Source organism: Senegalimassilia anaerobia JC110 (assembly GCF_000236865.1).
Taxonomy (GTDB): domain Bacteria; phylum Actinomycetota; class Coriobacteriia; order Coriobacteriales; family Eggerthellaceae; genus Senegalimassilia; species Senegalimassilia anaerobia.
Genome location: NZ_HE611018.1, coordinates 72,980 through 97,015, shown reverse-complemented (window position 1 = coordinate 97,015; position 24,036 = coordinate 72,980). Strand labels below are relative to the sequence as shown.

Below are 24,036 nucleotides of genomic sequence, written 5' to 3'. Positions count from 1 at the left end.
TGGTTGCCGCTGCGGCCCGCGGAGCTTTGTCTGGAGCTCGTAACCGGCGGCTATTTGCGGGAGCGATGGTTTTCGCCGTTGTTTGAAACCGCCCTTGACCTGAAGTGCGCTCTAGCCTTTACCATCGAATGTAACGAGAGGAGCATTCGATGACCGCAAACAGCAATACCGTGCCGAAGCTCGGCTTCGGCTGCATGCGCTTTCCGCTGACCGACCCCAAGGACGTCACCGCCATCGACATCGATCAGGTCAAGGAGATGGTCGACCTGTTCATGGATGCCGGCGGCACGTATTTCGATACCGCTTTCGTCTACCATGACGGGCACTCCGAGGTAGCGTTGCGCGAGGCTCTGGTGGAGCGCTATCCACGCGATAGCTTCACCATTGCCACGAAGTGCCTTGCCTGGGCGCTGCCCAATGCCGAAACCGCCAAGGCTTGCCTGGATACCTCCCTTGAGCGCTTGGGCACCGACTATGTGGATTATTATCTGCTGCACAACGTGGGCGGCGAGCGTACGAAGAAGTTCGATGATTTCGGTTTGTGGAAATGGGCGCAGGAGATGAAGGCCGCCGGCAGGATCCGCAACGTGGGCTTCAGCATGCACGATGGAGCGGAGACGCTCGATCAGCTGCTCGACGAGCATCCCGAGGTGGATTTCATCCAGCTGCAGGTGAACTACCTGGATTGGGAAAGCCCCGTGGTGCAATCGCGCCGCAATATGGAGGTTGCCCGCAAGCACGGCAAGCCGGTGGTGATCATGGAGCCTGCGCGTGGCGGACGTTTGGCCGATTTGCCGGCAGCCGTTGCGGCACCGTTGCTGGAAGCGCGCCCCGATCTGAGCCAGGCGTCATGGGCGTATCGCTTCTGCTACAACCAGCCTGGCGTTCTCACGGTGCTTTCCGGCATGTCCACGCCCGATCAGGTAAGGCAAAACGTCGCCGAATGGCGCGAGCACGGCGACGCGTTCTCCCCAAGGGAACAGAAGGCGCTCGATGCGGCTTGCAAGGTACTGGCTTCCGTGCCCACGGTGCCGTGCACCAATTGCCGTTACTGCGTGAAAGATTGCCCGCAGCAGATTGCCATCCCCGAGATCATGAACCTGTTGAACCTGGAGGTTCAAACGGAGAACACCGAGTTCGCCAAGCAGCAATATAGCTGGCAGGCGGCGCCGGGCCGCGCGAGCGATTGCATCCAATGCGGCGCATGCGAAGCTATGTGCCCGCAGAGCATCGACATCATCGAGCAGCTTGAGAAAGCAGCCGAGCATTTCGAGTAAGGCATTCGGCTCCGGTTGCGCCAGAGAGGGCCGCCGAGAGCATTTCGAGCGCAGGGCTGCTGCAGGGCGGGGGTCGCCGCGAAGACGATCGAGCGTCCCTAAGCCGTGATGCTGAGCTGGGGGGTGGCTGCAGAAGGCCGCCAAGTGCTTCGATCAAGGCTGCTGCGGAGCTGGCTGTTGTCGAGAAGGCGGCCGTCCCTAAGCCGTGATACGGAGCTGGCGCGGCTGACGTGGCCGCGAAGGCGATCGAGCGCTGCGATGCTCCAATGCGGAACGGGGTCGAAGCTACCATACGTGAACGGGGTCGAAGGCGGTGCTCGCCTTCGACCCCGTTCACTTTCGCCGCCTGCGCTGCAAGCGGCATTTTCCCTATTCGCTTACCGGTGCTTCGTTAGGCAAGCTTGCCTTGCAGCTCCTTCGCGGCAGCGGCCTTGTCGAAGTTGCCGCCGGTGCGCTTGGTGAGCTCGCCCATGACGCGCCCCATCTCCTTCTTCGTGGTCGCGCCCGTCTCGGACAGCACGGCATCGATGAGCGCGGAAAGCTGCTCGCCGGCCAGCTGCTGGGGAAGCAGCTCTTCGAGCATCTTCACCTGGGCCGTGAGCGTGTCGGTGCGCTCCTGGTTGTTGCCGGCCTTGATGGATCCCTCCAGCGTCTCCTTGGTTTGCTTGATGACGCGTTTCGTCATATCGTCGACGTCTTGCTCGGTGATGTCGCGGCGCTCATTCACCTCGATGTTCTTGATCTCGCCGTGCACTTGGCGAAGGATGGACAGGCGTACCTTGTCGTGTGCCTTCATGGCTTGCTTGATGTGCTCTTTCAGCTCGTCGTACTGCATGTGCGCTCCTTGATATCGAGGTCCTGCGGCGCTTGGCGCCAGGTGTTCCGTTTCCCAGTATAACGCCGCTTGCAAGACGCTGGCTTCCGCTGCGCAGCCGCTTCGCTACGGGCGCGCAGCATACGGGAGCCGTTATGCTGCGTGTGTGGTATAACTGGTGCCTATGGATACTGAAACGACATACCCCGCATCGTCTGATATGCCTTTCGGCGCCGGTGAAACCCCCGCAGCGCCTGCTACTCCCCATGCCTGGACGCCGTCCCAGTTCAAGCCGCGCGACCTGCGCGAGGCCCGAGCGCATCGCAATGAGCCTGCGCAAACCTCGGCGAACGAGGCGAACAGGAAGCATAACGTGCGCGAATACACGCTGGGCGAGGAGATTGCCAACTCCATCTCGCACGGCGTTGGCGCGCTTCTGGCCATCGCCGCCATCCCCATCCTCGTGGTGAAGGCGGTAAGCCACGGCGGCGGCATCCTGCTGTTCGCCGCGCTGGTGTACACGCTTACCATGCTGCTCGAATACACCATGTCCACGCTGTATCACGCGTTGGCCGTCGACAAGGCGAAACGCGTGTTCAAGGTGTTGGACCATAGCTGCATCTACCTGTTCATCGCCGGTTCGTACACGCCGTTCTGCTTGATCTCGCTTGCCGATTCGAACGGTATCGTGCTATGCGCGTTCGTGTGGGTGCTCGCCGTGATAGGCGTTGCCTGCGAGGCGTTCTGGGTCTTCCGCCCGCGCTGGATTTCCGCGGTGCTTTATCTTGCTCTGGGCTGGTCTATCGTGGGGTTCCTGCCGGCGCTTATCCAGGCCATCCCTGCTGCGGGTTTGTGGCTGCTGGTCGCAGGCGGTCTTTGCTACTCGGTCGGATGCGTCTTCTACGTATTGAAGAAGATCCCGTACATGCACTCCATATTCCATTTGTGGGTTGTGGCGGGAAGCGTGCTGCAATTCCTGGCGATTGCGCTGTATGTCATGTAGGCTAGCTCAAAAGGAAATTATCACTAGGAGCGGTTTTAGCGCATGAACGGGAAAAACGAAGACGACGACGTTAAAAAGGGACTGAAGGGCATTTTCGGCTTTTTGGGCGCACCGAAGCGCCAGGCCCTGTCGGCTGAGGACGAGATCAAGGATTTCGTGGCGGACAGCGACGATCTGCTTGATGATGAGAAGCGCATGATCCATGAGATCTTGGACCTGGGCGACATGGACGCCGGCGAGATCATGACGCCGCGCGTGGATATGATCTTGGTGGAGGGTACCGAAACCGTGCGCCAGGCGGTGGACCGCATGATGGGAACGGGCTATTCGCGCCTTCCGGTGTTCCAAGGGGATATCGACCGCATCGTCGGCGTGGTCCACTATAAGGACCTGGTGCCTCCCGTGCTCGACGGCCATGGCGACGACCTGGCGGTCGACTACGCTTTCGAGCCGCTGTTCGTGCCCGAGTCGAAGGATGTGTTCCCCCTTCTGGCCGAAATGCAAACGAAACGGCAACAGATGGCCATCGTGGTAGACGAGTACGGTGGGACCGATGGTTTAATTACCGTCGAGGACATCGTCGAGGAGATCGTGGGCGAGATCGTGGACGAAACCGATCGCGAGCGCCCCATTCTGAAGCAGGAAGGTCCCGGCGTGTGGCTTGCCGACGGTCGTTTCCCCGTTGAGGACGCCGTTGAAATGGGCTGGCCGCTTGCCGAGTCCGAGGACTACGAGACCATAGCCGGCTGGGTGCTCAGTATGCTGGACACCGTTCCGCAAATGGGCTACTCCTTCGAGAAGGACGGCTACCGCTTCACCATCCACTCCATGCGACGCCGGCGCATCCTTGCGGTGCGCGTGGAGCGCATATCCGACGATGCCTTGCAGGCATCCGATGGCAAGGCAGGTCAGGAGGAGCGGTGAACCCAACACGCCAGCTATACCGGTCGCGCAATGCGCTGGTAGGGGGCGTGTGTGCCGGGATCGCCGAGCGCTTCGATGTCGACCCTCTGGTCGTGCGCATCCTTTTCCTGACGTTCGCCGTGTTGACGCTGGGCCTTGCAGGCCTTGCGTATCTGGTGCTCTGGGCTGTGCTTCCTAAAAGACCCATGCAGGTGAAGCCCGTGAAGGTGGAGCCTGATTCCGTTCACTCCGATACGTTCGGCGCGGTGGATTGCCGTCGCGCCCGCGGCGCCGCGATGGGGCGGTGCGCGAATGCCGTGCCCTATGTGAGCGCGGCGCATCTGCCGCCCATGCCGCCCGCGATGGCGGAGGGCGCTCGATGCGAACAAGGGCCCGCTATGGGCGCCGATGTCGCTTCCGTCGAACCGCACGATGCCAAGGCCGGCGAAGGGGATGGCCCGTCAACTGCTCGGATCGTGCTCGCTCTTGCGGTGGGCTGCCTTTTGGCTTCGCTGGGCGCGTCGTTTGCCGTTTCGGGGTTTTTGCACGGGGTTGCCTGGTGGCAATGCTGGCCGTTGGCTTTGGTGGTCTTCGGCATCGTGCGTATAGCCGTGCCGGGTGGCGAAGGCGAGCGCGCTTTGGCGTTTTTCGCGGGCGTTTCCGTGTTCGCGGTGGGGCTGACATTGCTGCCCATGAGCATGGGGTTCATCTCGTGGGCCACGTTGCCCAAGATGTTCGAGTGCTTATGGCCTCTTCCCGCGTTGGCGGCCGTTTTGCTAGCAATGGGGGCGTACGCCCGCCGCCCTGTCGTTATCGTGGCGGCGGCGGTGCTCGTGCTGCTGTTCTGTGTGCTCGGCTTCGACTTGTTTTCCGAACCCGGCCCGCTGCGCGAGCTGTCCTTCGGTACGCCGTTGGGGCGCGAATACCGCTTTCCTCTGCCTTTTGATTAACCGAGTCGATAGGTTTGCATCACGGCCATGCGCAGCGCGCATGGCCGCTTCCGTTTTGTAAGGCGCCGCTCGTCGGATGCGGTACGCTTGTTCGTGTTTCGGTTTTGCCCAAGCTATGAGAAACCACCTGGGGAAATATAAATGTTTTACTTGTCAATCGAACAAACGATGAAGGGCGCCTTCACATGATTTTGTCGGTTTCGGGCCTTCCGGTAAAATAATCCCTGTCAGAACAGCATATCGCCCTTCAGGCAGCAAACCCTTTCGACAATCGAAGCAAGCTGTCGCCGCCTTGGCGGTTTGGTCGTATGCTGCGAGCGAAAGGTTTTGTTTGAAGAAACGGAATGCATACCGCACCGGCGGGCTGGCGCTGAAGGTTGTCGGCCTTGCATGCGTGTCGTGCGTGCTGGCAGGTTGCTTGGGCGTGGGATTCGCAACTGCCGCCGGCGGCGTTTCCCATGATATGCAGACGTTCGGCATCAGCGAGGTCAGCACGCCGGGCAGTGCGTCGGCATCGGCGGAGTCCCTGTCCGATCAGGCTGCGGACGCCTCCGTGACCGCAACGTCCCGATTGGCGGCTGCTGGAACGCGCGACATCTCGAAGGGCGTCGCCGCCATCGAGGCCGAGGAGGAGGCCGCTCGTCGCGCCGCCGAGGAGGCGCAGCGCGCCGAAGACCTGGCGCATACGCAGGCCGCGCTTGCCAACAGGGACGCTCAGCTCGCGCGCGACGAAGGCGCCGGCCTGACGGGCCTGACCGAGGTCGACTGGAACGTCAGCAAGGCGGAGTTCGTAGGCGAATGGACGCTGCGCATCGACGCGTATCTGGCGGGAAGCCCGCTTTCGGGTTATGGCGCCACGTTCGCCGAGACGGCTTGGGAAAACGGCGTGGACCCGCGTTTCTCCCCGGCCATCTCCAATACCGAGTCCACGAAAGGTCTGAACTGCTTCCGCAGCCATAACGCATGGGGCTGGATGGGGAATACGTCCTGGGGAAGTTGGAACGAATCCATCAACGCGCACGTGCAGGGTTTGGCGAAGGGTTATGGGTACACCATCTCCCTGGCGAACGCCAACAAGTATTGCCCGCCAACCTATGAGGATTGGTATGCGAAAACGCTTGCGCAAATGCAGCTGATCTAGCGCGAAGGCGGCCTGCGGGCCGCCTTTTGCGTTATCCTGTTGCGTGAACTTCGGGAAGGATTTTCGCATGAGCAACGTCATCGTGGTGGGCTGCGGCCGCGTGGGATCGCAGCTGGCCAACATGCTGTCGGACAACGGCAGCAACGTGTGCGTGATCGATCGCAACGTGGACGCATTCGCCAACTTGGGCCGCAACTTCAACGGGTCCACCATTCAGGGCGTGGGCTTCGACGAGGAAACGCTGGAGAAGGCGGGCGTCGATGAATGCGACGTTGTGGCGGCGGTGACGCAGCTGGACAACACCAACCTCATGTGCTGCGAGGTGGCAAGCCGCCTGTTCGGCGTGCCCCATGTCATCGCGCGCCTGTACAACCCTGACCATGAGCGTGCGTACATGCAGCTGGGCATCGACTATGTGTGCGGCACGTCGCTGGTGGCCGAAGACGTGTTCAGCAAGGTGGTTTCCGGGCATGGCGCGCATCTGGACACGTTCGGCGAGTTCGAGGTGCTGCGCTTCTCCCTTGACCTGAGCTGGTCGGAGCGGAACACCATCCGCGTGGCGGAGATGGAGCGCGATCACGACATCCGCATCGTGGCGTTCGAGCGCGGCGACGGCAGCGCCAGCTCCATTCCCACGCGCGAGTCCATCCTGTACAACGGGGACTCGGTGTTGGCATGCGTGCGCCATGAGCTTATCGAGCAATTCAGCAAGTACATTCAAGATTAACGCGGTTTCCGCTTGCCCGACGGCGAAGCGGGGGAGGTTTGGCTGATGTACGTAGTGATCGCCGGCGGCGGCAAAATCGGCGAATATCTGGCGAACGTGCTGCTTGAGAGCGGCAACGATGTGACCATTATCGAGGAGGACCTGGAGACGGCTGACCGCCTGTCGGTGGTTTTGCAGGGCCGATACCTGGTCATCCACGGCGACGGCTGCGATTCGAAGTACCAGGAGGACGCGGGAATCCGCCGTGCGGACGTGTTCGTGGCCACCACGGGTCAGGACGATGACAACCTGGTTTCGTGCGAGATCGCCCAGCGCGTGTTCAACGTGCCGCGCTGCATCGCCCGCGTGAACAGCCCGAAGAACCTGCGCATCTTCCACGAGGTGGGCATCGAGTGCGTGTCGTCCACCACGCTCATCGCCAACCTCATCGAGGAGGAGACGTTGCTGGGCAGCGTGAGCGTCGTGTCGTCGTTGACGCATGGTAACGTCATGCTGACCGAGGTGGTCGTCCCGCGCATGCGCCATCATTCCAACGATGCCGGCGTGCTGGCAAGCGCCATACCCCTGCCTCCCGACAGCATCATCGCGGCGGTCGCATCAAGCGACAATGTAGAGGTGGTGAACGAGGACACGGTGATGTTCCCCGGCGACAAAGCCATCGTGGTGGCGGACAACCAGGTCATCGACGCCGTGCGTGCCGCGTTCAAAGGTTTGTAGCAACGAAAAAGGGAGCTTGCGCGAAACGAGCCTCCTGACGAAAGGACCCGAAATGGAAATCCATTTCGGGTTCTTTCGCGTTAGGGAATGGGCTGGGGCGCGGGGGTTGAGCCGGCGAAGCCGCCGTGCCTGGTGTGGGCAAGCGCCTGCATGTGCTCGGGTAGGCGAGCTCGCAGGCGGGTCGGCTCGCAGGCGGGCGGGCTGGCTGTTGGCAGGCGCCCGCGCGGAGGTTGGCGCCTCTCGGTTTAGCGCGGCGTGTTCGCCAGCTCGTCCAAAGCCTCTTGCGGTGTGTATTCGCACGTGCCGTCGCCCAGCTTCACCACGTCGATGCTGTCGCCGGCCTTGACCTTGCCGCCGGTGAGGGCGACGAAGAAGATTCCCTCGCGTGGGAAGATGCAGTCCCCGGCCAGGTAGAAGATCGCGCACTTCTTGTGGCATACCTTGCCCTGCTGCGACAGCTCCAGCAGCACGTCGTCGCCGATCTTGAGCTGCGTGCCAAGCGGCAGCGCCATGAGATTGATGCCCTCGGTGGTGATGTTCTCGGCGAAATCGCCTTCCTTCACATCTAGGCCGCGCGCCCGGGCCTTCTCGATGGATTCCCAGGCCAGAAGCGAAACTTGGCGATGCCAGTCTCCGGCGTGCGCATCCTCGGCGACGCCGTGATGGGCCTCGATGGTCACCGGGCCGTCCACCACGGTCTTGCGCATGCCTTTGCGTTTGGACACGCAGACGGCTCGCACGGTGCCGTGCGTGGTGCTGTCGGCGTCGGGGCCTTCCATGCGGCCCTTGTCGAACACGTTGAGCTGCTCGCTTGCCTCGTGCTTGGCGGCTTCGGCGTTGCATGCTTCAAGGGCGCCATCTTGGCGGCCCTCCTTGTTTTCGAGCGTCATGATCCCCCCAATAAACCTAGTAAATAGCTAGGCGCATCTTATCATATCTGAGAATGATTCGGCGAACGAACACGTTGAATCTGCGAAAGGCAAGGGTAGGGTGCGGGCATGCGTAAACCATCTGCAGAAACGCGTGCGGCGACAACGTGCCGCTTATGCGCACGGTATGATGTGGTCATCAGCTATCAATCGCGAAAGGGGCCGTTGTGATCAACCGCTACACGCGTCCTGCCATGGGCGCCATCTGGGAGCTTCAGAACAAGTTCTCCATCTGGAAGGAAATCGAGGTGCTGGCGTGCGAGGCTCAGGCCGAGCTCGGCCAAGCCGGCATCACGAAGGAGGAGGCGCAGTGGATCCGCGACCACGCCGACTTCACGGTTGAGCGCATCGACGAGATCGAGAAGGTCACGAACCACGACGTCATCGCCTTCACCACGTGCATGGCCGAGTGCATCGACGCCGACGTCCCCGAGGGTCGGGAAAAGCCAAGCCGTTGGGTGCATTACGGCATGACCTCCTCCGACCTGGGCGACACTGCGCTGTCGTACCAGATCGTGCAGGCCATCGACATCATCCTGGACGACGTCAAGCAGCTTGGCGAGACGTGCAAGCGCCGCGCGTTCGAGTTCCAGAACACCCTGTGCGTGGGCCGCACGCACGGCATCCACGCCGAGCCCATGACGTTCGGCATGAAGTTCGGCAGCTGGGCTTGGGCGCTCAAGCGCGCGCAGACTCGCTTGGAGCAGGCTCGCGAGGTCGCCGCAACCGGTGCCATCTCCGGCGCGGTGGGCACGTACTCCAGCATCGACCCCTATGTTGAGAAGTACGTGTGCGAGAAGCTGGGCCTGACGCCCGACCCGCTGTCCACCCAGGTGCTGGCGCGCGACCGCCACGCCCAGGTCATGTGCGCGCTGGCCTGCGCTGCCGCAACGCTCGAGTCCATCGCCATGCAGGTGCGCCTGCTGCAGCAGACCGACGTCATCGAGGCGGAGGAGCCGTTCAAGAAGGGCCAGAAGGGCTCGTCGGCCATGCCTCACAAGCGCAACCCCATCACAGCCGAGCGCGTGTGCGGCCTTGCCCGTTGCGTGAAGGCGAACGCCCAGGTGGCGCTTGACAACGTGGCGCTGTGGTACGAGCGCGATATCAGCCACTCCGGCACCGAGCGCGTGGCGCTGGCCGACAGCTTCACCGCGCTGGACTACATGTTCGCCAAGATGCAGTGGATCATGGACGGCCTGCAAACCTATCCGGCGAAGATGGAGCACAACGTGTGGCGCACCAAGGGCCTCATCTTCTCCAGCAAGGTGCTGCTGGCCCTGGTGAACACGGGCATCACGCGCGAGGAGGCGTACGTCATCGTGCAGCGCAACGCCATGGCCGTGTGGGAGGATATCCAGAACGCGGTGGACGGCCCCACGTATCGTGAGCGCCTGGAGAACGATCCCGAGGCCAAGCTGTCCAAGGAGACGCTCGACGAGATCTTCGATCCGTGGGACTTCCTGACCCGCAAGGACGAGGTGTTCGAGCGCCTGGAGGGCCTCGAGTTCTAAACGGTGCCGCATGCGTTTCGGCGACCGTCTTGTCGCCTGCCGGCGAAGACGGGCTGCCGTGCGGGCGTGTCGTCGCTGTTGGAAGCTTGCGTCGTAGCCGGCAGGCTGCTTGAGCGTCCCTGATGGCGATGGGCACGCGGGGTGCGTATGCAGCTTGTGACAAGCTAGCGAATAAAGAAGCGCCGCGACTTGAAGTCGCGGCGCTTCTTGCTGTTTATCGACGGTTTTCCGAGGTTGCGTGCGAGAACGGTCTTCGCTTTCGCACCTCTGCTTGTTATGCGCGCAAGAACGCCTCGTAGCCGCGTTCGGCCTCGTAGATATCGGCTTTGCTGGTGGCCTCCCAGGGGCTATGCATGGACAGCACCGCCACGCCGGAGTCAATGACGTCCATGCCGTACTTGGCGGGGATGTAGGCGATGGTCCCGCCGCCGCCAGCGTCGACCTTGCCCAGTTCGCAGGTTTGGAACTGTACGCCGGCGTCGTCCATGATCTTGCGGATGCGCGCCATGTACTCGGCGTGGGCGTCGTTGCTGCCCGACTTGCCGCGAGCACCCGTGTACTTGTTGAACACCAGGCCGTGGCCCAGATACGCGCTGTTCTTCGCCTCGAACACGCTGGCGTAGGCGGGGTCGAAGCCTGCGGAGACGTCGGAGGAGAGCATGGCGGAAGCGGCCAGTGCACGGCGCAGCGGCAGCATGCCGCCCTCGCCGGCAAGTTCCATGATCTCGGCGATGGTGTTCTCGAAGAACTGCGAGGCCATGCCCGTGGCGCCCACGCTGCCGATTTCCTCCTTGTCCACGAGCACGCACACGGCGGCGCGGTCGAGCTCCTCGCCGGCAACGGCAAGCTGCGCCACCAGCGAGGTGTAGGCGCACACGCTGTCGTCCTGGCCGTAGCCCAGCACCATGCTGCGGTCGAAGCCCAGGTCGCGGGCGCGGCCGGCGGGCACGACCTCAAGCTCGGCGGACAGGAAGTCCTCTTCCTCGATGCCGTACTTGTCGACAAGCAGCTTAAGGGCGAAAGCCTTCACGGGGTCCTTCTGCTCCTTGGCCTCGCCATCCTCGTCGCGCACCACCAGCGGGCGGTTGCCGACCAGGATGTCAAGCGCCTCGCCTTCGACGACCTCGTTGGCCTTCTTGCCCATCTGCTGGTTCGCCAAGTGGATGAGCAGGTCGGAGATGCAGAAAACGGGATCGTCGGCGTCCTCGCCGATCTTCACGTCCACCACGCTGCCGTCCTTCTTGGCGATCACGCCGTGCAGCGCCAGCGGGACGGTGACCCATTGATAGTGCTTGATGCCGCCGTAGTAATGGGTGTCCATGAAGGCAAGCTCGCTGGATTCGTACAGCGGGTTCTGCTTGACGTCCAGGCGCGGGCTGTCGATGTGCGCACCAAGGATGTTCATGCCGTCGGTCAGCGGGCGGGCGCCCAGCTGCACCAGGATGACGGCCTTGTTGCGCATGGTTGCCCACACCTTGTCGCCGGGAGCAAGCTTGCGGCCTGCGGAGATGGCGGTGTCCAGGCTTTCGTAGCCGGCGGCCTCGGCGCTGCGGATGGCTGCGGCGGAGAACTCGCGCTCGGTCTTGTTCTCGGAGATGAAGTCGATGTAGCCGGCGGCGAGCTGCTCGAGCTCGGCCAGCTGGTCCTCATCGTAGCGTTTCCACGCGGATTCGCGTTCCATATACGCTCCTTGCATTCGGGGATCGTTGCTCGCAGACGATAGTACGCCAACAGACGCGGGCATGCTAGGCGGGGAAGGGGCGCAACCGGGAAAGCCGACAACTGCGAAATCGGGATTTCGGGCGAATCGCTGCGAAGACGCTATGAAACGAGCGGAATCCACTCGATGGAGTTGTCGGCAGGGTATTGTTGCTCGATGGTTTGATTCTCGGTTTGGAATTGCTCGGCGGTGATAGCCGTCTTGTTGCCTTGCGCATCAATTTTCACGTAAGTCCCACTCTCCATACCGAGCTTCTCGACTACGTTGAGGTTATCGGTGCGACCGTTGAAGCCGTTCGCATAGTCCGTCCAGGCGTCGCCGATGCCGGTTGGGTAGGCGCTTAGCGTGCTCACGGTGATCATCCAGTCTTGGAAGCCGCCGCTTCCGCGTTCGTAAAGATAGCCGCCGGCGCAGACGCGCATGATCGAACGTTCCCATGAATAAGCGACGCGAACGGGGGCGTTGTTGACGTAGGACCAGATGTCGAACGCCTGCGTGTTCGCCTGCGCATCTTTGCAACCGATGATCAGCTCGGGTACGTTATCGCCGTTCAAATCGGAAAAGGCGTAGCAAACGTTCGAAAAGCCGTTGTTCGCCCAGTCCATAAGATAATTGGGAATGGCCATCGAATTCACGTAAGGGTGTCTGGAAGCTAGGTCGTCCTTGCTGAGCTTGGCGGAATCGTCTGCAAGCGAGCGATAGTCGTCGATGACTGCTTGCAGGGCGGTTTGCGCCTCTGCGGCGGGGTTAACGGGTGCGGGCGTGGGCTCGGGCTCCGGTGCGGTATCGGGTGCCGGCTCCTGCTCTGGCCCTGCAGCGGTCGATGGCTGTTCCGGTTGCTGCGGCGCCGGGGCCTCTTGTTCGGTTGAGGTTTGCTCGTCTGCGGGTTTTGCCGGGCTGTTGATGGAGAGCGCGAAGAAAGCGGCTCCGGCGGCGATAAGCGCAAACACCACGGCCGAAACCGCGATCACGGCGGGCTTCCTGATGGCTTTCCGTGGCGTATCCGCTTGGGGGCAGGACGTTGCGTCGGATGCGCTCGCCGAGTCTTGGCCATCGGCAGGGGTCTGTTCGTTGGTTGCGCTTCCGCAGGTTGGGCAAAACCGTGCATGTTCGGAAAGCTTCGTTCCACAATGCTCGCAGTACATCGATGCCTCCTTTGCAGCTGCAGTTATGCCTGCAGCCGATGCCCGATACTAAAGACTATGGCAATCCGTTCAGGGCGGTTGCCCTGCTTATGAGCCGAAGCCGTTTGCGGCGGCTTGCAAGCTACGGCCGGGGGTGTCCGCATTTGGGGCAAAACGATCCGGCGTTGCCCGTCTTTCCGCATGAGCAGTCCCATGTGCTCGTTACGACGGGGTTGATGGGCACCGTCGGCTGTGCAGGCTGGGAGGGTTGGGCAGTCGTCTGCTCGGCCTTGTCCGTCGAGACATTGCTGGAACGACGTTTTGCGGCAAATATCCCGCTCAAATCGAATGAATCATCAGACGTCGAATCGGTCGATCCGAGCATTTTGTTGCGGATGTCGTGCAGATCGACTGCGCCGCGGATGAACATCATGCTCCACTCGAAAAGCAGGCGGTTGACGACCTCGAAAATCACGAATGCTAAGACGGCAATGACAAGGCCTTCGAAGAAGGCTCCCGCTGCCCTGGCCCCCGATTTCGATGCGGCGGACATAAAGGGATAGATCAGGCAAAATGCCGCTATCGAGGTTGTTGAGAACACATACAGGAACTTCGTGATGCTTTCGATGAACAGGTGGTCGAAGCTGAAGAACTTGGTAAGCGGCTTCGTCTTGTCCGCTTTCTTGCTTGCGAACTTGATGAACAGCACAATCGCCGCCGCAATGGCTGCAATTCCCAAAATGGGCGCAATGATGTCGACGGCCGTAGACATCCCGTGAGAGCCAATTGAACCGTACATAACGATCCCTCCTTTTCGAACCCCTAAAGCGGCCTTCCTGCCGCAATGAAGATAGTATACCGGCAACGGCGCCCTGTGGCATTCATCGCAATCGTCTTGGCGGGAATCGTCCCGGAGGGCAAGTTGCGGAACCGGATGGAGGAGCGCCGGACGCTGATTCGCCCGTTTCCTTTGCTTGCTGTTCGGCTACTATGGAGCCATCATATTGCTGTCGCAGCGGACGCTGTTCGGCGTTCAACGGTAGGGGGTGCGCTATGTTCTGCGCGAATTGCGGAAAGCCGATTGAGGATGATGCCAGGTTCTGCGAATTCTGCGGGACCCCGGTTCTTGATGAAGGGCCTGCGTCGTATGCTGACGACGTCTCGGGCCGGCAAGCGGGGGATACCGTCTCCGCGCAGGCATCGCCGTCGCAGGATGTGGGGGCCAATCAGGGATTTCGTCCGGCGATGGCGCAAGGAGCCGCCCCTCGGGGCAAAGGCATCTCCCCGCAGGTTGCGACCGTTGCGGCGGTATGCGCGGTTCTTGTCATCGCGGTAGCCGTGTTCGCCATCCCTCGCATCATCGAAGTGGCTGGCGGCTCGTCTAGCGAGGCGGCAAGCCGGCAGCAGGCCGATCAACAGGCCCAGCAGCGATCCGATGGGGCGCAGGGATCCGCCACGGAAAACGCCGTCTCCCAGCAAGTGCAGGTGAAAAGCGGCATCTCCGAGTATTCGTGGGCTGACCTTTCGAATATCGCTGCGGAAATAGAGCGCGCGGCGAAAAATCGCGACGATGCCGTTAAGATGGCGGCAAGCTACAACCTTGTGAAGCCGGACGGCTCGTTTACCGGCGATACGAAGACGCTGCAGACGTCTATGGGAAACGCAGATGTGTTTATCGTCGATGTGTTTAAAGACAAGGGCTCGAGTGGGCGAAACGCAGCGTTCACGTTCATGACCTCGGGGATTTTTTCCGAGCATCCTATGAATCCCACGGATTCGAACTCCGGTGGTTGGAAGTCGTCGGGTATGCGCGCTTGGCTGAATGGGGAAGTGCTGCAGTCGTTTCCCGATGAGATGCGCTCTGGCGTGATGGCGGTGAGCAAACTGTCGAACAATGCCGGTAAGACCACTTCGCCCTCAAGTGTTACCGAGACGCAGGACAGCGTATGGCTGTTCTCCTGGGTGGAATGCCTTGGCCCCATTGCGTGGAACGCCAGGTCGAATCAAAGCTATATCGACACGGTGGATAATAAGGAGGGGTCGCAATACGCTTGGTTCAAGCAGCAGGGCGTTGCCGGCGAGCAGGGTCATGCCTCGCTTGACCGCAGCGTTGCCGGATCGAGCAATCCCGGCGTTTGGTGGATGCGCTCTTCGGCTCCCAACGTCGCAACGTCGTTCGGGGACATGGGCCCGGAGGTAGATAACGGCGGCTATGCCTCCACCGCGGAGGGCGTCGTGTTCGGGTTCTGCTTGTGATGGGCGCGCCAGTGCGGGCGGCAGGCGCCTGGGCGGCGGCAATGGTGGCGCTGATCGCGTTGTGCTTGCTTGCCGGGTGCGCTTCCGGCCAGGAGAAACAAGGGGAGGCAACTGGCACTACCGATGTCGAGGCGCTTGTCGACTGCGTTGATGATGCTCGGGGCAGCGAAGCTGCGGCGCCTGTTTCGGCGCCCGAGGGCTTGCGGGATGCGTTGGAGCAGGCTGTAGAGGCTCATTCGGGGGCCTATGCCGTTACATGCGCATCGGCTGATGGATCGTGGTCGGTTGACGTGAACGGTGACAAGCCCTTCGTTTCCGCCAGCATCATCAAGCTGGCGATATTGGGGACTTTGCTCGATCAGGCTCAATCCGGGGTGCTGTCGCTTGACGGCACGGTAACCGTGAGCCCGTCGGACATAGTCGGAGGTACAGGCGTCATCCAAGCATCGGGCGCTGGCGAGTCGTATACGTATCGCCAGCTTGCCGCTTACATGATTCAAGATAGCGATAATGTCGCCACTAATCTGATTATCGATGCGGTCGGCATGCCGGCCGTGAACGAGTACGCGAGCGAAATCGGCCTCACGCAGACCGTGCTCAACCGCCGTATGATGGATTTTGCTGCGGGTGATGAGAACTACACGTCGGCGAATGATGTTGCGCGCATGCTGCAACTGATCTACCAGGGAAAGTTGGTGAGCCCGGACATGAGCGAGTTCGCCCTTGACTTGCTGAAAGGTCAGCACGATGACGCTGGGCTGCTCGAAGGGCTGCCGGTGGGCAGCGTTTTCGCTCACAAGACGGGTACGCTGGACGGCGTGTTCAACGATGGGGGCATTGTGCTCGACCAGAATCCCTATGTGATGGTGGTTCTTTCCAGCGATGCCGAAAGGTCGCAGGCCCAGGCTTGCATGGTTGACATCGCTCAAGCGGCAGATGCCGCTATTGGCTAACGGGTATGCGGCTCGCTTTTTCCTAGCAGCTTGCAACGGCGTTGGCCGTTCGTTGTAGGCTGCTTTCGTTGCAGTTGTTTTTTCGGTTGCCTCGGTTTCTGTCCAGCTTTGCGGGCAATGGCGAAGATCTTCCGCTTTCGGCGTCGGCGCCGATTGCGGTTTTTGCCGGGCAGCGCGCCTGCATTGCGGGCCCAAGGTAACGGATTCCACGCATTTCGCGGAAACGGGGCGGATGGGGCGCGCGGCAGGGGGATAATCATAGCGATTGTCTTCAAATTCGAAAGGCGGCTGCATGCTGCAACTGATAAACGTGTGCAAGTCCTACACCACTGCGGACTTCACGCAAACCGCGCTCGATCATGTGTCGGTGGCCTTCCGCGACAACGAGTTCGTGGCGGTGCTGGGGCCTTCGGGCTCGGGCAAGACCACCATGCTCAACATCATCGGCGGCCTTGACCATTACGACGACGGAAACCTGCTCATCGACGGCGTGTCCACAAGCGAGTACAAAGACCGCGATTGGGACGCATATCGCAACAACCGCATCGGCTTCGTGTTCCAGGCCTACAACCTTATCCCACACCAGACCATTCTGGAAAACGTCGAGCTGGCCCTCACGCTTTCCGGCGTGTCCCGCGCTGAGCGCCGGCAGCGCGCCGTCGAGGCGCTCGGCCGCGTGGGGCTTGCCGAGCACGTGAGCAAAAAGCCTAGCCAGCTTTCCGGCGGCCAGATGCAGCGCGTCGCCATCGCCCGCGCGCTCATCAACGATCCCGAGATCTTGTTGGCAGACGAGCCCACGGGCGCGCTCGACTCCAAGACCAGTGTGCAAATCATGGACCTGCTCACCGAGATTGCGGACGACCGCCTGGTCATCATGGTCACGCATAACCCCGAGCTGGCGCAGCGCTACGCCACGCGCATCGTCACCTTGGCCGATGGCGTCATCCGCGATGATACCCGCCCGTTCGACCCGGCGGCCGAGAATAGCCCGCGCCGCACCGCGAAGCAGGCTCGCCGCACCAGCATGTCGTTCCTCACGGCGCTTTCCCTGTCGTTTAAGAACCTGCTCACGAAGAAGGGCCGCACGCTCATGACAGCGTTCGCGGGCAGCATCGGCATCATCGGAATTGCCGCCATCTTGTCGCTGGCCAACGGCGTGAACAGCTACATCGCCAATGTGGAAGAGGAGACGCTTTCCGAATACCCGTTGCAGATCCAGGACCAAGGGTTCGACATGACCAGCATGATGGGGCTCGGCAGCGGCGCGGAGGGCTCGTCGGCGGAGAAGGCCCAGGACGACGCCCCCGATGACGATTCGGGTAAGCCCGTGCACGAGTCGAAGATGATCGCGAGCACCTTCGACAGCATCGGCAGCAACGACCTTGCGTCGTTGAAGGAATACCTTGACTCGGGCGAATCGGGCGTGGAGCCGTATGTGAGCTCCATCGAGTACGGCTACAACGTCACGCCGCAGATCTTCAGCTCCGATACATCCGGCACCGTGCATCAGGTGAACCCGGACAAGTCGTTCGCCAGCATCGGCCTGGGCTCTTCTACAGCTTCGAACGGCATCATGTCGTCGATGATGAGCACCAACATCTTCTACAAGCTGCCCGACAATATGGGCATGGTCGAGGGCCAATACGACGTTATGGCAGGTCATTGGCCCGAAAACTACGACGAGATCGTGCTGGTGCTCACCCCGGGCGGCAGCGTGAGCGATTTCATGCTCTACTCCATGGGCCTGCGCGATCGCGCCGAGCTCGAGAGCATGGTGCGCGCCTTCGCCAACGAGGAGGCCGTCAACGCGCCGAGCGACAGCCTGTCGTTTTCCTACGACGACCTGATGAGCGTCACCTTCAAGCTGGTGAACGCTGCGGACTTCTACCAGCGCGATAGCGAATACGGCGTGTGGAAGGACAAATCCGGCGACGATGCCTACATGAGGAACCTGGTGGACAACGGGGAAACGCTGAAGATCGCGGGCGTTGTGAAGCCGAAGGAGGGCGCGAAGATCACCTCCCTGCAGACGGGGCTGTACTACCCCTCTAGCCTGGTGAACCATTTGATCGACCAAGCGGGCAAGACCCAGATCGTGCAGGACCAGAAGGCGAACCCGGCGACGAACGTGATCACGGGCAAGTCGTTCGCCGATGAGGAAAGCAACCAGGAAAACGGCAACGGCTTCGATATGTCAAGCCTGTTCACCATCGACGGGCAGAAGCTGCAGAGCGCCTTCACGTTCGATCAGAGCGTGCTGGCCGCGGGGCTGCAGGGAGCCGATCTGGGCGCCAGCATGGATTTGTCGGGCATGAACCTGGATCTTTCCAGCTTGCCTGCCTTCGATGCATCCTCCATCAGCATCGACCCGAGCGCCATCGACGTGAGCAAGCTGAACCTTGACTTCAGCGGGCTGGACATCAGCTTCGACGGTGTGCAGCCCACCATCAAAACCGATGCGCTCACCGCCGGCGTCATGGGCATCGTGCAAGGGTACCCCGCGTGGTTGGCGGCGCACCCGGAATACGCGGGCAACGTCGATGCGGCCGTGGCGGCGTATCTGGCAGACCCCGCCACGCAGGCCGCCATGCAGCAGGTCATCGCCGGCTCCATCGACTTTAGCGGCATGTCAGGCCAGATCGAACAGCAGCTGCGCGATCAGCTTTCGCAGCAGATCGGCCAGCAGATTCAGCAACAGCTGCTCCCGGCGTTGACGCAGGCCATCTCCTCGCAGCTGCAAACGCAGCTCGGTGCCGCTATGCAAGCGTATATGCAAAGCGCCATGGCGCAGGTGATGACCCAGTTCGCGGGCGCGATGCAGCAGCAGGTGTCCGCCGCGATGAACTCGTATATGACCAGGCTTGCCGGCAACATGTCCAGCGCTATGGGCGTCGACCAGTCCGCGTTCGCCGACGCCTTCCAGATGAACATGGACGAGAACGAGCTTGCCGAGCTCATGGCAAGCCTCATGTCCACCGAGCAGTCCAGCTACGACAACAACATGAAGAAGCTGGGCTGGGCCGACTACGCCAAACCTGCCAGCATCGACATCTATCCGAAGGATTTCCCCAGCAAGCAAAACGTCATCGACATCCTCGACAGATACAACGACCGCATGGAGTCGAACGGCGAAGAGGGCAAGGTTGTCAGCTACACCGATATCGTGGGCGCGCTGATGAGCTCGGTCACCACCATCGTGAACATGATCAGCTACGTGCTGGTGGCGTTCGTGGCCATTTCGTTGGTGGTCAGCTCCATCATGATCGGGGTGATCACCTATATCAGCGTGCTCGAGCGCAAGAAGGAGATCGGCATCCTGCGCTCCATCGGCGCCAGCAAGGGCGACATCAGCCGCGTGTTCAACGCTGAGACCATCATCGTGGGCTTCACGGCCGGCGTCATCGGCATCGGGCTGACCGCGCTTGCCTGCATACCTGCCAACGCCATCGTGTACTCGCTGTTCGATGTTCGCAATGTGGCCATCCTGCCGTGGCAGGCGGCGGTGGTGCTCGTGGGCATTAGCGTGCTCCTTACGTTCCTGGCGGGCCTTATCCCCTCAAGCGCCGCCAGCCGAAAGGACCCGGTCGAGGCCCTGCGGTCGGAATAAGGCGACCGTGTTCGGTAACGTTTCTGGCGGCAGGCCATGCTTTCCGCTACACTGCAAGGGTTGATTGTGAGCGCCCGGCGTATCGCTACGCCGGGCGTTTTTTGCGTTACGCGCGCCACGGCGCGCGGTTTGGAGGACGAATGGAACGCGAGAAGTTCGGAACCCGCCTTGGGTTCATCCTGGTGAGCGCGGGCTGCGCCATCGGCCTTGGTAACGTGTGGCGATTCCCCTATATCACGGGCGAGTACGGCGGCGCGGCGTTTGTGATCATGTACCTGGTGTTCCTGGCCATCTTCGCGCTTCCGGCGCTCATCATGGAGTTCGCCGCCGGCCGCGCAAGCCAGCGCTCCATCGCGCGCAGCTACGACGTGCTTGAGCCGGCGGGCACGAAATGGCATGCGTTCAAGTGGCTGGCGCTTGCCGGCAACTACCTGCTCATGATGTTCTACACCACCGTGGGCGGCTGGATGCTCGCCTTTGTGGTGAAAAGCGCCTCGGGCGAGTTCGTGGGGCTGGAAAGTTCCCAGGTTGCCGACGTCTTCAACGGCCTGCTCGCCGATCCGGTGCAGCTTGCCGTGTACATGCTCATCATCGTGGGCGTGGGCGTGGGCGTCACGCGCGCCGGCGTGCAGAAGGGCGTGGAGCGCGTGACGAAGGTCATGATGATGGCCCTGTTCGTGGTGCTCGTGGCCCTGTGCGTGCGCGCGGTCACGCTGCCGGGCGCCGCTGAAGGCCTGCGCTTCTACTTGATGCCCGATTTCGGCAAGATGTTCGCCGGCGCCACGCTGGCCGAGCAGCTTGCAACGTTCGGCGATGCCGTGTATGCGGCCATGGGCCAGGCGTTCTTCACCGTTTCGGTCGGCATGGGCGGCATGTCCATCTTCGGAAGCTACATCGGCAAGGACCACACGCTCACGGGCGAGGCGGTGCGCGTGGCCGGCCTTGATACGCTCGTGGCGCTGATGGCGGGCCTCGTCATCTTCCCGTCCTGCTTCGCGTTCGGCGTGGAGCCGGGTTCGGGCCCGGGCCTGGTGTTCATCACGCTGCCCAGCGTGTTCAACGAGATGCCGTTCGGTCAGCTGTGGGCGGTGCTGTTCTTCGTGTTCATGACGTTCGCCGCGCTGTCAACCGTCATCGCCGTGTTCGAGAACATCATGAGCTTCACCATGGACCAGTGGGGGACGCCGCGAAAGAAGGCATGCCTGGTCAACGGCGTGTTGCTGGCCGTGCTTAGCATGCCCTGCGTCCTGGGCTTCAACGTGCTGGCGGGCTTTACGGTCCCGGGCATCGGCGACATCCAGGCCATCGAGGACTTCCTGGTATCGAACAACATCCTGCCATGGGGCGGCTTGCTGCTGGTGCTGTTCTGCACGCGTAAAAGCGGGTGGGGCTGGGAAGGCTTCCTGGCGGAGGCCGACACGGGCAGCGGCCTGAAGTTCCCGCGGTGGGCGCGCGGCTATGTGGCCTATGTCATCCCCGTGGGCATGCTCATTGTGTTCGCCATGGGTTACGCCCCCATCATCGCGAAATGGGCGGGGCTGGGCTGATAAGGCTGCAAAACCGCATATCGTACCTGGTAGGGCCGCTGGGGAACCGGCGGTCCTTTTCGTTGCCCGAGCGTTGTTCTCCGTGCGTTTCTCCACATTCTCCGCTATTTGCCGGCCCGCCCTCGCAATCGGGCCGTCGGCGTGACTATAATGGCTAGCAACGAAAATCCCGTTGCGAGAGAAGGAGCCGTCTCCCATGGCTTATTATTACGACGAGCCGTCACGTACGTTCAACGAGTATCTTCTGGTACCTGGTCATACGCCTGCTACGTGCGTTCCGGCGTCGGTGAGCCTGAAAACCCCGTTGGTCAAGTACCGCAAGGGCCAGGAAGAGTGCCCGCTTTCGCTCAACATCCCCATGGTCAGCGCCATCATGGCCGCCGTGTCCGACGACAACATGGCCGTCGCCCTGGCAACCGAGGGCGGTCTGAGCTTCATCTACGGCAACCAGACCATCGAGCAGGAAGCCGCCATGGTCGCCCGTGTGAAGAACTACAAGGCCGGCTTCGTCGAGTCCGACGCCAACCTTTCCCCTGATATGACGCTCAACCAGGTCGTGGCTCTGAAGGAGCAGACGGGTCACTCCACCATGCCCGTCACCGACGACGGCTCTGCCCATGGCAAGCTGCTTGGCGTCGTCACCGAGCGCGACTACCGCCTGTCCCGTATGACCGGCGAGGAGAAGGTCTCCGAGTTCATGACCCCGCTCGAGAAGCTGGTCACCGCCTCCGAGGACACCTCCCTCAAGGTTGCCAACGACATCATCTGGGACCACAAGCTGAACTCCCTGCCGCTGGTGGATGCCGAGGGCAATCTGGTCTACATGGTGTTCCGCAAGGACTACGACAGCCACAAGTCCAACCCCAATGAAATGCTCGACAGCCACAAGCGCTACATCGTGGGCGCGGGCATCAACTCCCGCGACTACGCCGAGCGCGTCCCCGCGCTGGTCGAGGCAGGCGCCGACGTGCTGTGCATCGACAGCTCCGAGGGCTATTCCGACTGGCAGAAGATGACCATCGAGTGGGTTCGCGAGCACTATGGCGACACCGTCAAGATCGGCGCAGGCAACGTCGTTGACGGCGAGGGCTTCCGCTTCCTGGCCGAGGCTGGCGCCGACTTCGTCAAGATCGGCATCGGCGGCGGCTCCATCTGCATCACCCGCGAGACCAAGGGCATCGGCCGCGGTCAGGCCACGGCCACCATCGAGGTTGCCAAGGCTCGTGACGAGTATTTCAAGGAAACCGGCATCTACGTGCCCATCTGCTCCGACGGTGGCATCGTCTACGACCACCACATCTCGCTGGCTTTGGCCATGGGCGCCGACTTCGTCATGCTGGGCCGTTACTTCGCCCGCTTCGACGAGTCCCCGTCGGCCAAGGTCATGGTCAACGGCACTTACATGAAGGAATACTGGGGCGAGGGTTCTGCCCGTGCCCGCAACTGGGGCCGTTATGACCTGGGCGGCAAGAAGAGCCTGTCCTTCGAGGAGGGCGTCGACTCCTACGTGCCGTATGCCGGCCCGCTTAAGGACAATATCGCGGTCACGCTGCTGAAGATCAAGTCCACCATGTGCAACTGCGGTGCGCTCACCATCCCTGAGTTCCAGGATAAGGCCAAGCTCACCGTCATCAGCTCCACCTCCATCGTCGAGGGCGGCGCACACGACGTCGTGCTCAAGGACAAGGCTCCTTACGCCTCCAACATGCGCTAAGCTTGCCGTCTAGCTAAACGAAAGCCTCGCCCGGTTCGTGCCGGGCGAGGCTTTTTGCTTGCGTGGCGTTTTGCGCACGCAGTTCCTGTGCGAGGCGAAGCTCGTGTATGGGCCGCTATCGAGCGGTCACGCCCTCGCTCTCCCCGATGATGCGATGCAGCTCCTCGATGTAACGGTCCAAAAGTTCGGAGGGCTTGCGTTCGTTGTGCATGATGTACCCCACGGTCATGCGCTCGTCGGTATCAAGCGGGATGCTGACGATGCCCGTATGCATTTCGCTTGAAAGCACGCCCGTGGAAAGCGTGTAGCCGTTGTAGCTGGTCAGCAGGTTGGAAAGCGTGCCGCGGTCGGAGATGCGGATATTGCGCGAGTGCTCGACGTAGCTCAGCGGCTCCTCGGAGTAGTAGAAGGAGTTCGCGGTTCCTTGTTCGAAGCTGTAGCGGGGCCATACGGTCAGCTCCTCGGGCTTGATGATGTCGCGTCCGGCCAGCGGGTGGTTCTCTCCCACGAACACATGCACGCCCGCGTCGAACAGCGGGTAGAACGACACATCGGCGTCATCGAAGGCCTTCTGCATGACGCGCTGGTTGAAAGCATCTAGATACAGGATGCCCACTTCGCTGCGAAACGATCGCACATCATCGATGATCTCGGCGGTGGTGGTTTCCCGAAGGATGAAATCGAAGAAATCGCCCTCGCATTGCTCGACCACGTTCACGAAGGCCTCTACGCTGAAGGCGTAATGCTGGGTGGACACCGCCAGGCGAGCCTGGGGCTTCTCCTTGTTGGCGTAGCGCGATTCCAGCATGTTCGCCTGCTCGATGACCTGACGTGCGTAGCCAAGCAGCTCGGTGCCGTCGTTGGTCAGCGTCACGCCGCGGTTGCTGCGCGTGAAGATGGAGATGCCGAGCTCCTGCTCAAGCTCTTTGATGGCCGTGGATAGGTTCGACTGCGATGCGTAAAGGTTCTGAGCGGCGGCGTTGATCGACCCGTATTCGGCAATGGCGATAAGGTAACGAAGCTGTTGAAGCGTCATGGTGCGTCCTTCGCGAAAGATAGCGTTGCAACGAATTGTAAGGCTCGGAGGTTGCAAATGCGGCGGCAAGATGAATTCACCATTTTCCCGTTGACCGTTTCGTAGGG

The 24,036-nt window shown here is 61.6% G+C and carries 19 protein-coding genes and 2 pseudogenes; 14 read left to right on the top strand and 7 right to left on the bottom strand.

Annotation, left to right across the window (positions count from 1 at the left end; all coding sequences use genetic code 11):
• The first annotated feature begins 149 nt into the window (after nucleotides 1–149).
• Nucleotides 150–1,277, top strand: a complete 1,128-nt coding sequence (locus SFHG_RS09790) for an aldo/keto reductase (protein WP_042436970.1) — start codon at nucleotides 150–152, stop codon at nucleotides 1,275–1,277.
• 391 nt (nucleotides 1,278–1,668) lie between these two features.
• Here the strand turns inward: SFHG_RS09790 and SFHG_RS09785 are convergent, their stop codons facing one another.
• Complete coding sequence (locus tag SFHG_RS09785) at nucleotides 1,669–2,112, bottom strand: GatB/YqeY domain-containing protein (protein ID WP_042436967.1); 444 nt, start codon at nucleotides 2,110–2,112, stop codon at nucleotides 1,669–1,671.
• 163 nt (nucleotides 2,113–2,275) lie between these two features.
• Here SFHG_RS09785 and trhA point away from each other — a divergent pair, with 163 nt between their 5' ends.
• The 6 genes from trhA to SFHG_RS09755 all read left to right on the top strand — a co-directional run bounded on the left by trhA (nucleotide 2,276) and on the right by SFHG_RS09755 (nucleotide 7,532).
• A complete protein-coding gene (gene trhA / locus SFHG_RS09780; protein WP_081469077.1) occupies nucleotides 2,276–3,094 on the top strand; it encodes a PAQR family membrane homeostasis protein TrhA in 819 nt (272 codons plus the stop codon).
• Between the two features lie 42 nt (nucleotides 3,095–3,136).
• A complete protein-coding gene (locus SFHG_RS09775; RefSeq protein WP_052297942.1) occupies nucleotides 3,137–4,018 on the top strand; it encodes a hemolysin family protein in 882 nt (293 codons plus the stop codon).
• Complete coding sequence (locus SFHG_RS10285; protein WP_052297941.1) at nucleotides 4,015–4,947, top strand: PspC domain-containing protein; 933 nt, start codon at nucleotides 4,015–4,017, stop codon at nucleotides 4,945–4,947. The genes SFHG_RS09775 and SFHG_RS10285 overlap by 4 nt, the downstream gene beginning before the upstream one ends.
• Before the next feature lie 331 nt (nucleotides 4,948–5,278).
• Nucleotides 5,279–6,088 (top strand): hypothetical protein, encoded by an 810-nt coding sequence (locus tag SFHG_RS09765; protein WP_042436959.1) that lies wholly within the window; start codon nucleotides 5,279–5,281, stop codon nucleotides 6,086–6,088.
• Nucleotides 6,089–6,155: 67 nt separating this feature from the next.
• Complete coding sequence (locus SFHG_RS09760) at nucleotides 6,156–6,815, top strand: potassium channel family protein (RefSeq protein ID WP_042436957.1); 660 nt, start codon at nucleotides 6,156–6,158, stop codon at nucleotides 6,813–6,815.
• Between the two features lie 45 nt (nucleotides 6,816–6,860).
• A complete protein-coding gene (locus tag SFHG_RS09755; protein WP_042437006.1) occupies nucleotides 6,861–7,532 on the top strand; it encodes a potassium channel family protein in 672 nt (223 codons plus the stop codon).
• Nucleotides 7,533–7,777: 245 nt separating this feature from the next.
• Here SFHG_RS09755 and SFHG_RS09750 read toward each other — a convergent pair whose 3' ends face one another.
• The gene (locus tag SFHG_RS09750; protein ID WP_202898180.1) at nucleotides 7,778–8,422 is read right to left on the bottom strand and encodes an MOSC domain-containing protein; all 645 of its coding nucleotides are present in this window, start codon (nucleotides 8,420–8,422) and stop codon (nucleotides 7,778–7,780) included.
• A gap of 206 nt (nucleotides 8,423–8,628) precedes the next feature.
• On the opposite strand from SFHG_RS09750, the gene purB reads away from it, so the two are divergent.
• Nucleotides 8,629–9,972 (top strand): adenylosuccinate lyase, encoded by a 1,344-nt coding sequence (gene purB, locus SFHG_RS09745; protein WP_042436955.1) that lies wholly within the window; start codon nucleotides 8,629–8,631, stop codon nucleotides 9,970–9,972.
• Nucleotides 9,973–10,246: 274 nt separating this feature from the next.
• Here purB and SFHG_RS09740 read toward each other — a convergent pair whose 3' ends face one another.
• The 4 genes and pseudogenes from SFHG_RS09740 to SFHG_RS09730 all read right to left on the bottom strand — a co-directional run bounded on the left by SFHG_RS09740 (nucleotide 10,247) and on the right by SFHG_RS09730 (nucleotide 13,615).
• Entirely contained in the window at nucleotides 10,247–11,653 is a 1,407-nt protein-coding gene (locus SFHG_RS09740) for an aminopeptidase (protein WP_042436952.1), read from the bottom strand.
• Between the two features lie 140 nt (nucleotides 11,654–11,793).
• Nucleotides 11,794–12,663, bottom strand: coding sequence for a hypothetical protein (locus SFHG_RS09735; protein ID WP_238318328.1), 870 nt, complete (start codon nucleotides 12,661–12,663; stop codon nucleotides 11,794–11,796).
• Between the two features lie 111 nt (nucleotides 12,664–12,774).
• Nucleotides 12,775–12,837: pseudogene (locus tag SFHG_RS11280) on the bottom strand (zinc-ribbon domain-containing protein); the annotation flags it as partial.
• Nucleotides 12,838–12,958: 121 nt separating this feature from the next.
• Nucleotides 12,959–13,615: a DUF4282 domain-containing protein gene (locus tag SFHG_RS09730; protein ID WP_042436949.1), complete on the bottom strand. Its 657-nt coding sequence runs from the start codon at nucleotides 13,613–13,615 to the stop codon at nucleotides 12,959–12,961.
• A 191-nt stretch (nucleotides 13,616–13,806) separates the two neighbouring features.
• Between SFHG_RS09730 and SFHG_RS11275 the strand changes: the two are divergent.
• The 6 genes and pseudogenes from SFHG_RS11275 to SFHG_RS09705 all read left to right on the top strand — a co-directional run.
• Nucleotides 13,807–13,935 (top strand): annotated as a pseudogene (locus SFHG_RS11275) (zinc-ribbon domain-containing protein); the annotation flags it as partial.
• A 126-nt stretch (nucleotides 13,936–14,061) separates the two neighbouring features.
• A complete protein-coding gene (locus SFHG_RS09725; protein ID WP_222859233.1) occupies nucleotides 14,062–15,072 on the top strand; it encodes a DUF6273 domain-containing protein in 1,011 nt (336 codons plus the stop codon).
• A gap of 11 nt (nucleotides 15,073–15,083) precedes the next feature.
• Nucleotides 15,084–16,025, top strand: a complete 942-nt coding sequence (locus tag SFHG_RS09720) for a serine hydrolase (protein WP_162096592.1) — start codon at nucleotides 15,084–15,086, stop codon at nucleotides 16,023–16,025.
• Nucleotides 16,026–16,317: 292 nt separating this feature from the next.
• A complete protein-coding gene (locus SFHG_RS09715; RefSeq protein WP_042436943.1) occupies nucleotides 16,318–19,632 on the top strand; it encodes an ABC transporter ATP-binding protein/permease in 3,315 nt (1,104 codons plus the stop codon).
• A gap of 140 nt (nucleotides 19,633–19,772) precedes the next feature.
• On the top strand, nucleotides 19,773–21,179 hold the full coding sequence (locus SFHG_RS09710) for a sodium-dependent transporter (protein ID WP_042436941.1): 1,407 nt from the start codon (nucleotides 19,773–19,775) through the stop codon (nucleotides 21,177–21,179).
• 196 nt (nucleotides 21,180–21,375) lie between these two features.
• Nucleotides 21,376–22,893 carry an IMP dehydrogenase gene (locus SFHG_RS09705; protein WP_042436938.1) on the top strand — a complete coding sequence of 506 codons (1,518 nt, stop codon included), beginning with the start codon at nucleotides 21,376–21,378 and terminating at the stop codon, nucleotides 22,891–22,893.
• Nucleotides 22,894–23,008: 115 nt separating this feature from the next.
• Here the strand turns inward: SFHG_RS09705 and SFHG_RS09700 are convergent, their stop codons facing one another.
• The gene (locus SFHG_RS09700; protein WP_042436936.1) at nucleotides 23,009–23,929 is read right to left on the bottom strand and encodes a LysR family transcriptional regulator; all 921 of its coding nucleotides are present in this window, start codon (nucleotides 23,927–23,929) and stop codon (nucleotides 23,009–23,011) included.
• Nucleotides 23,930–24,036 lie beyond the last annotated feature (107 nt).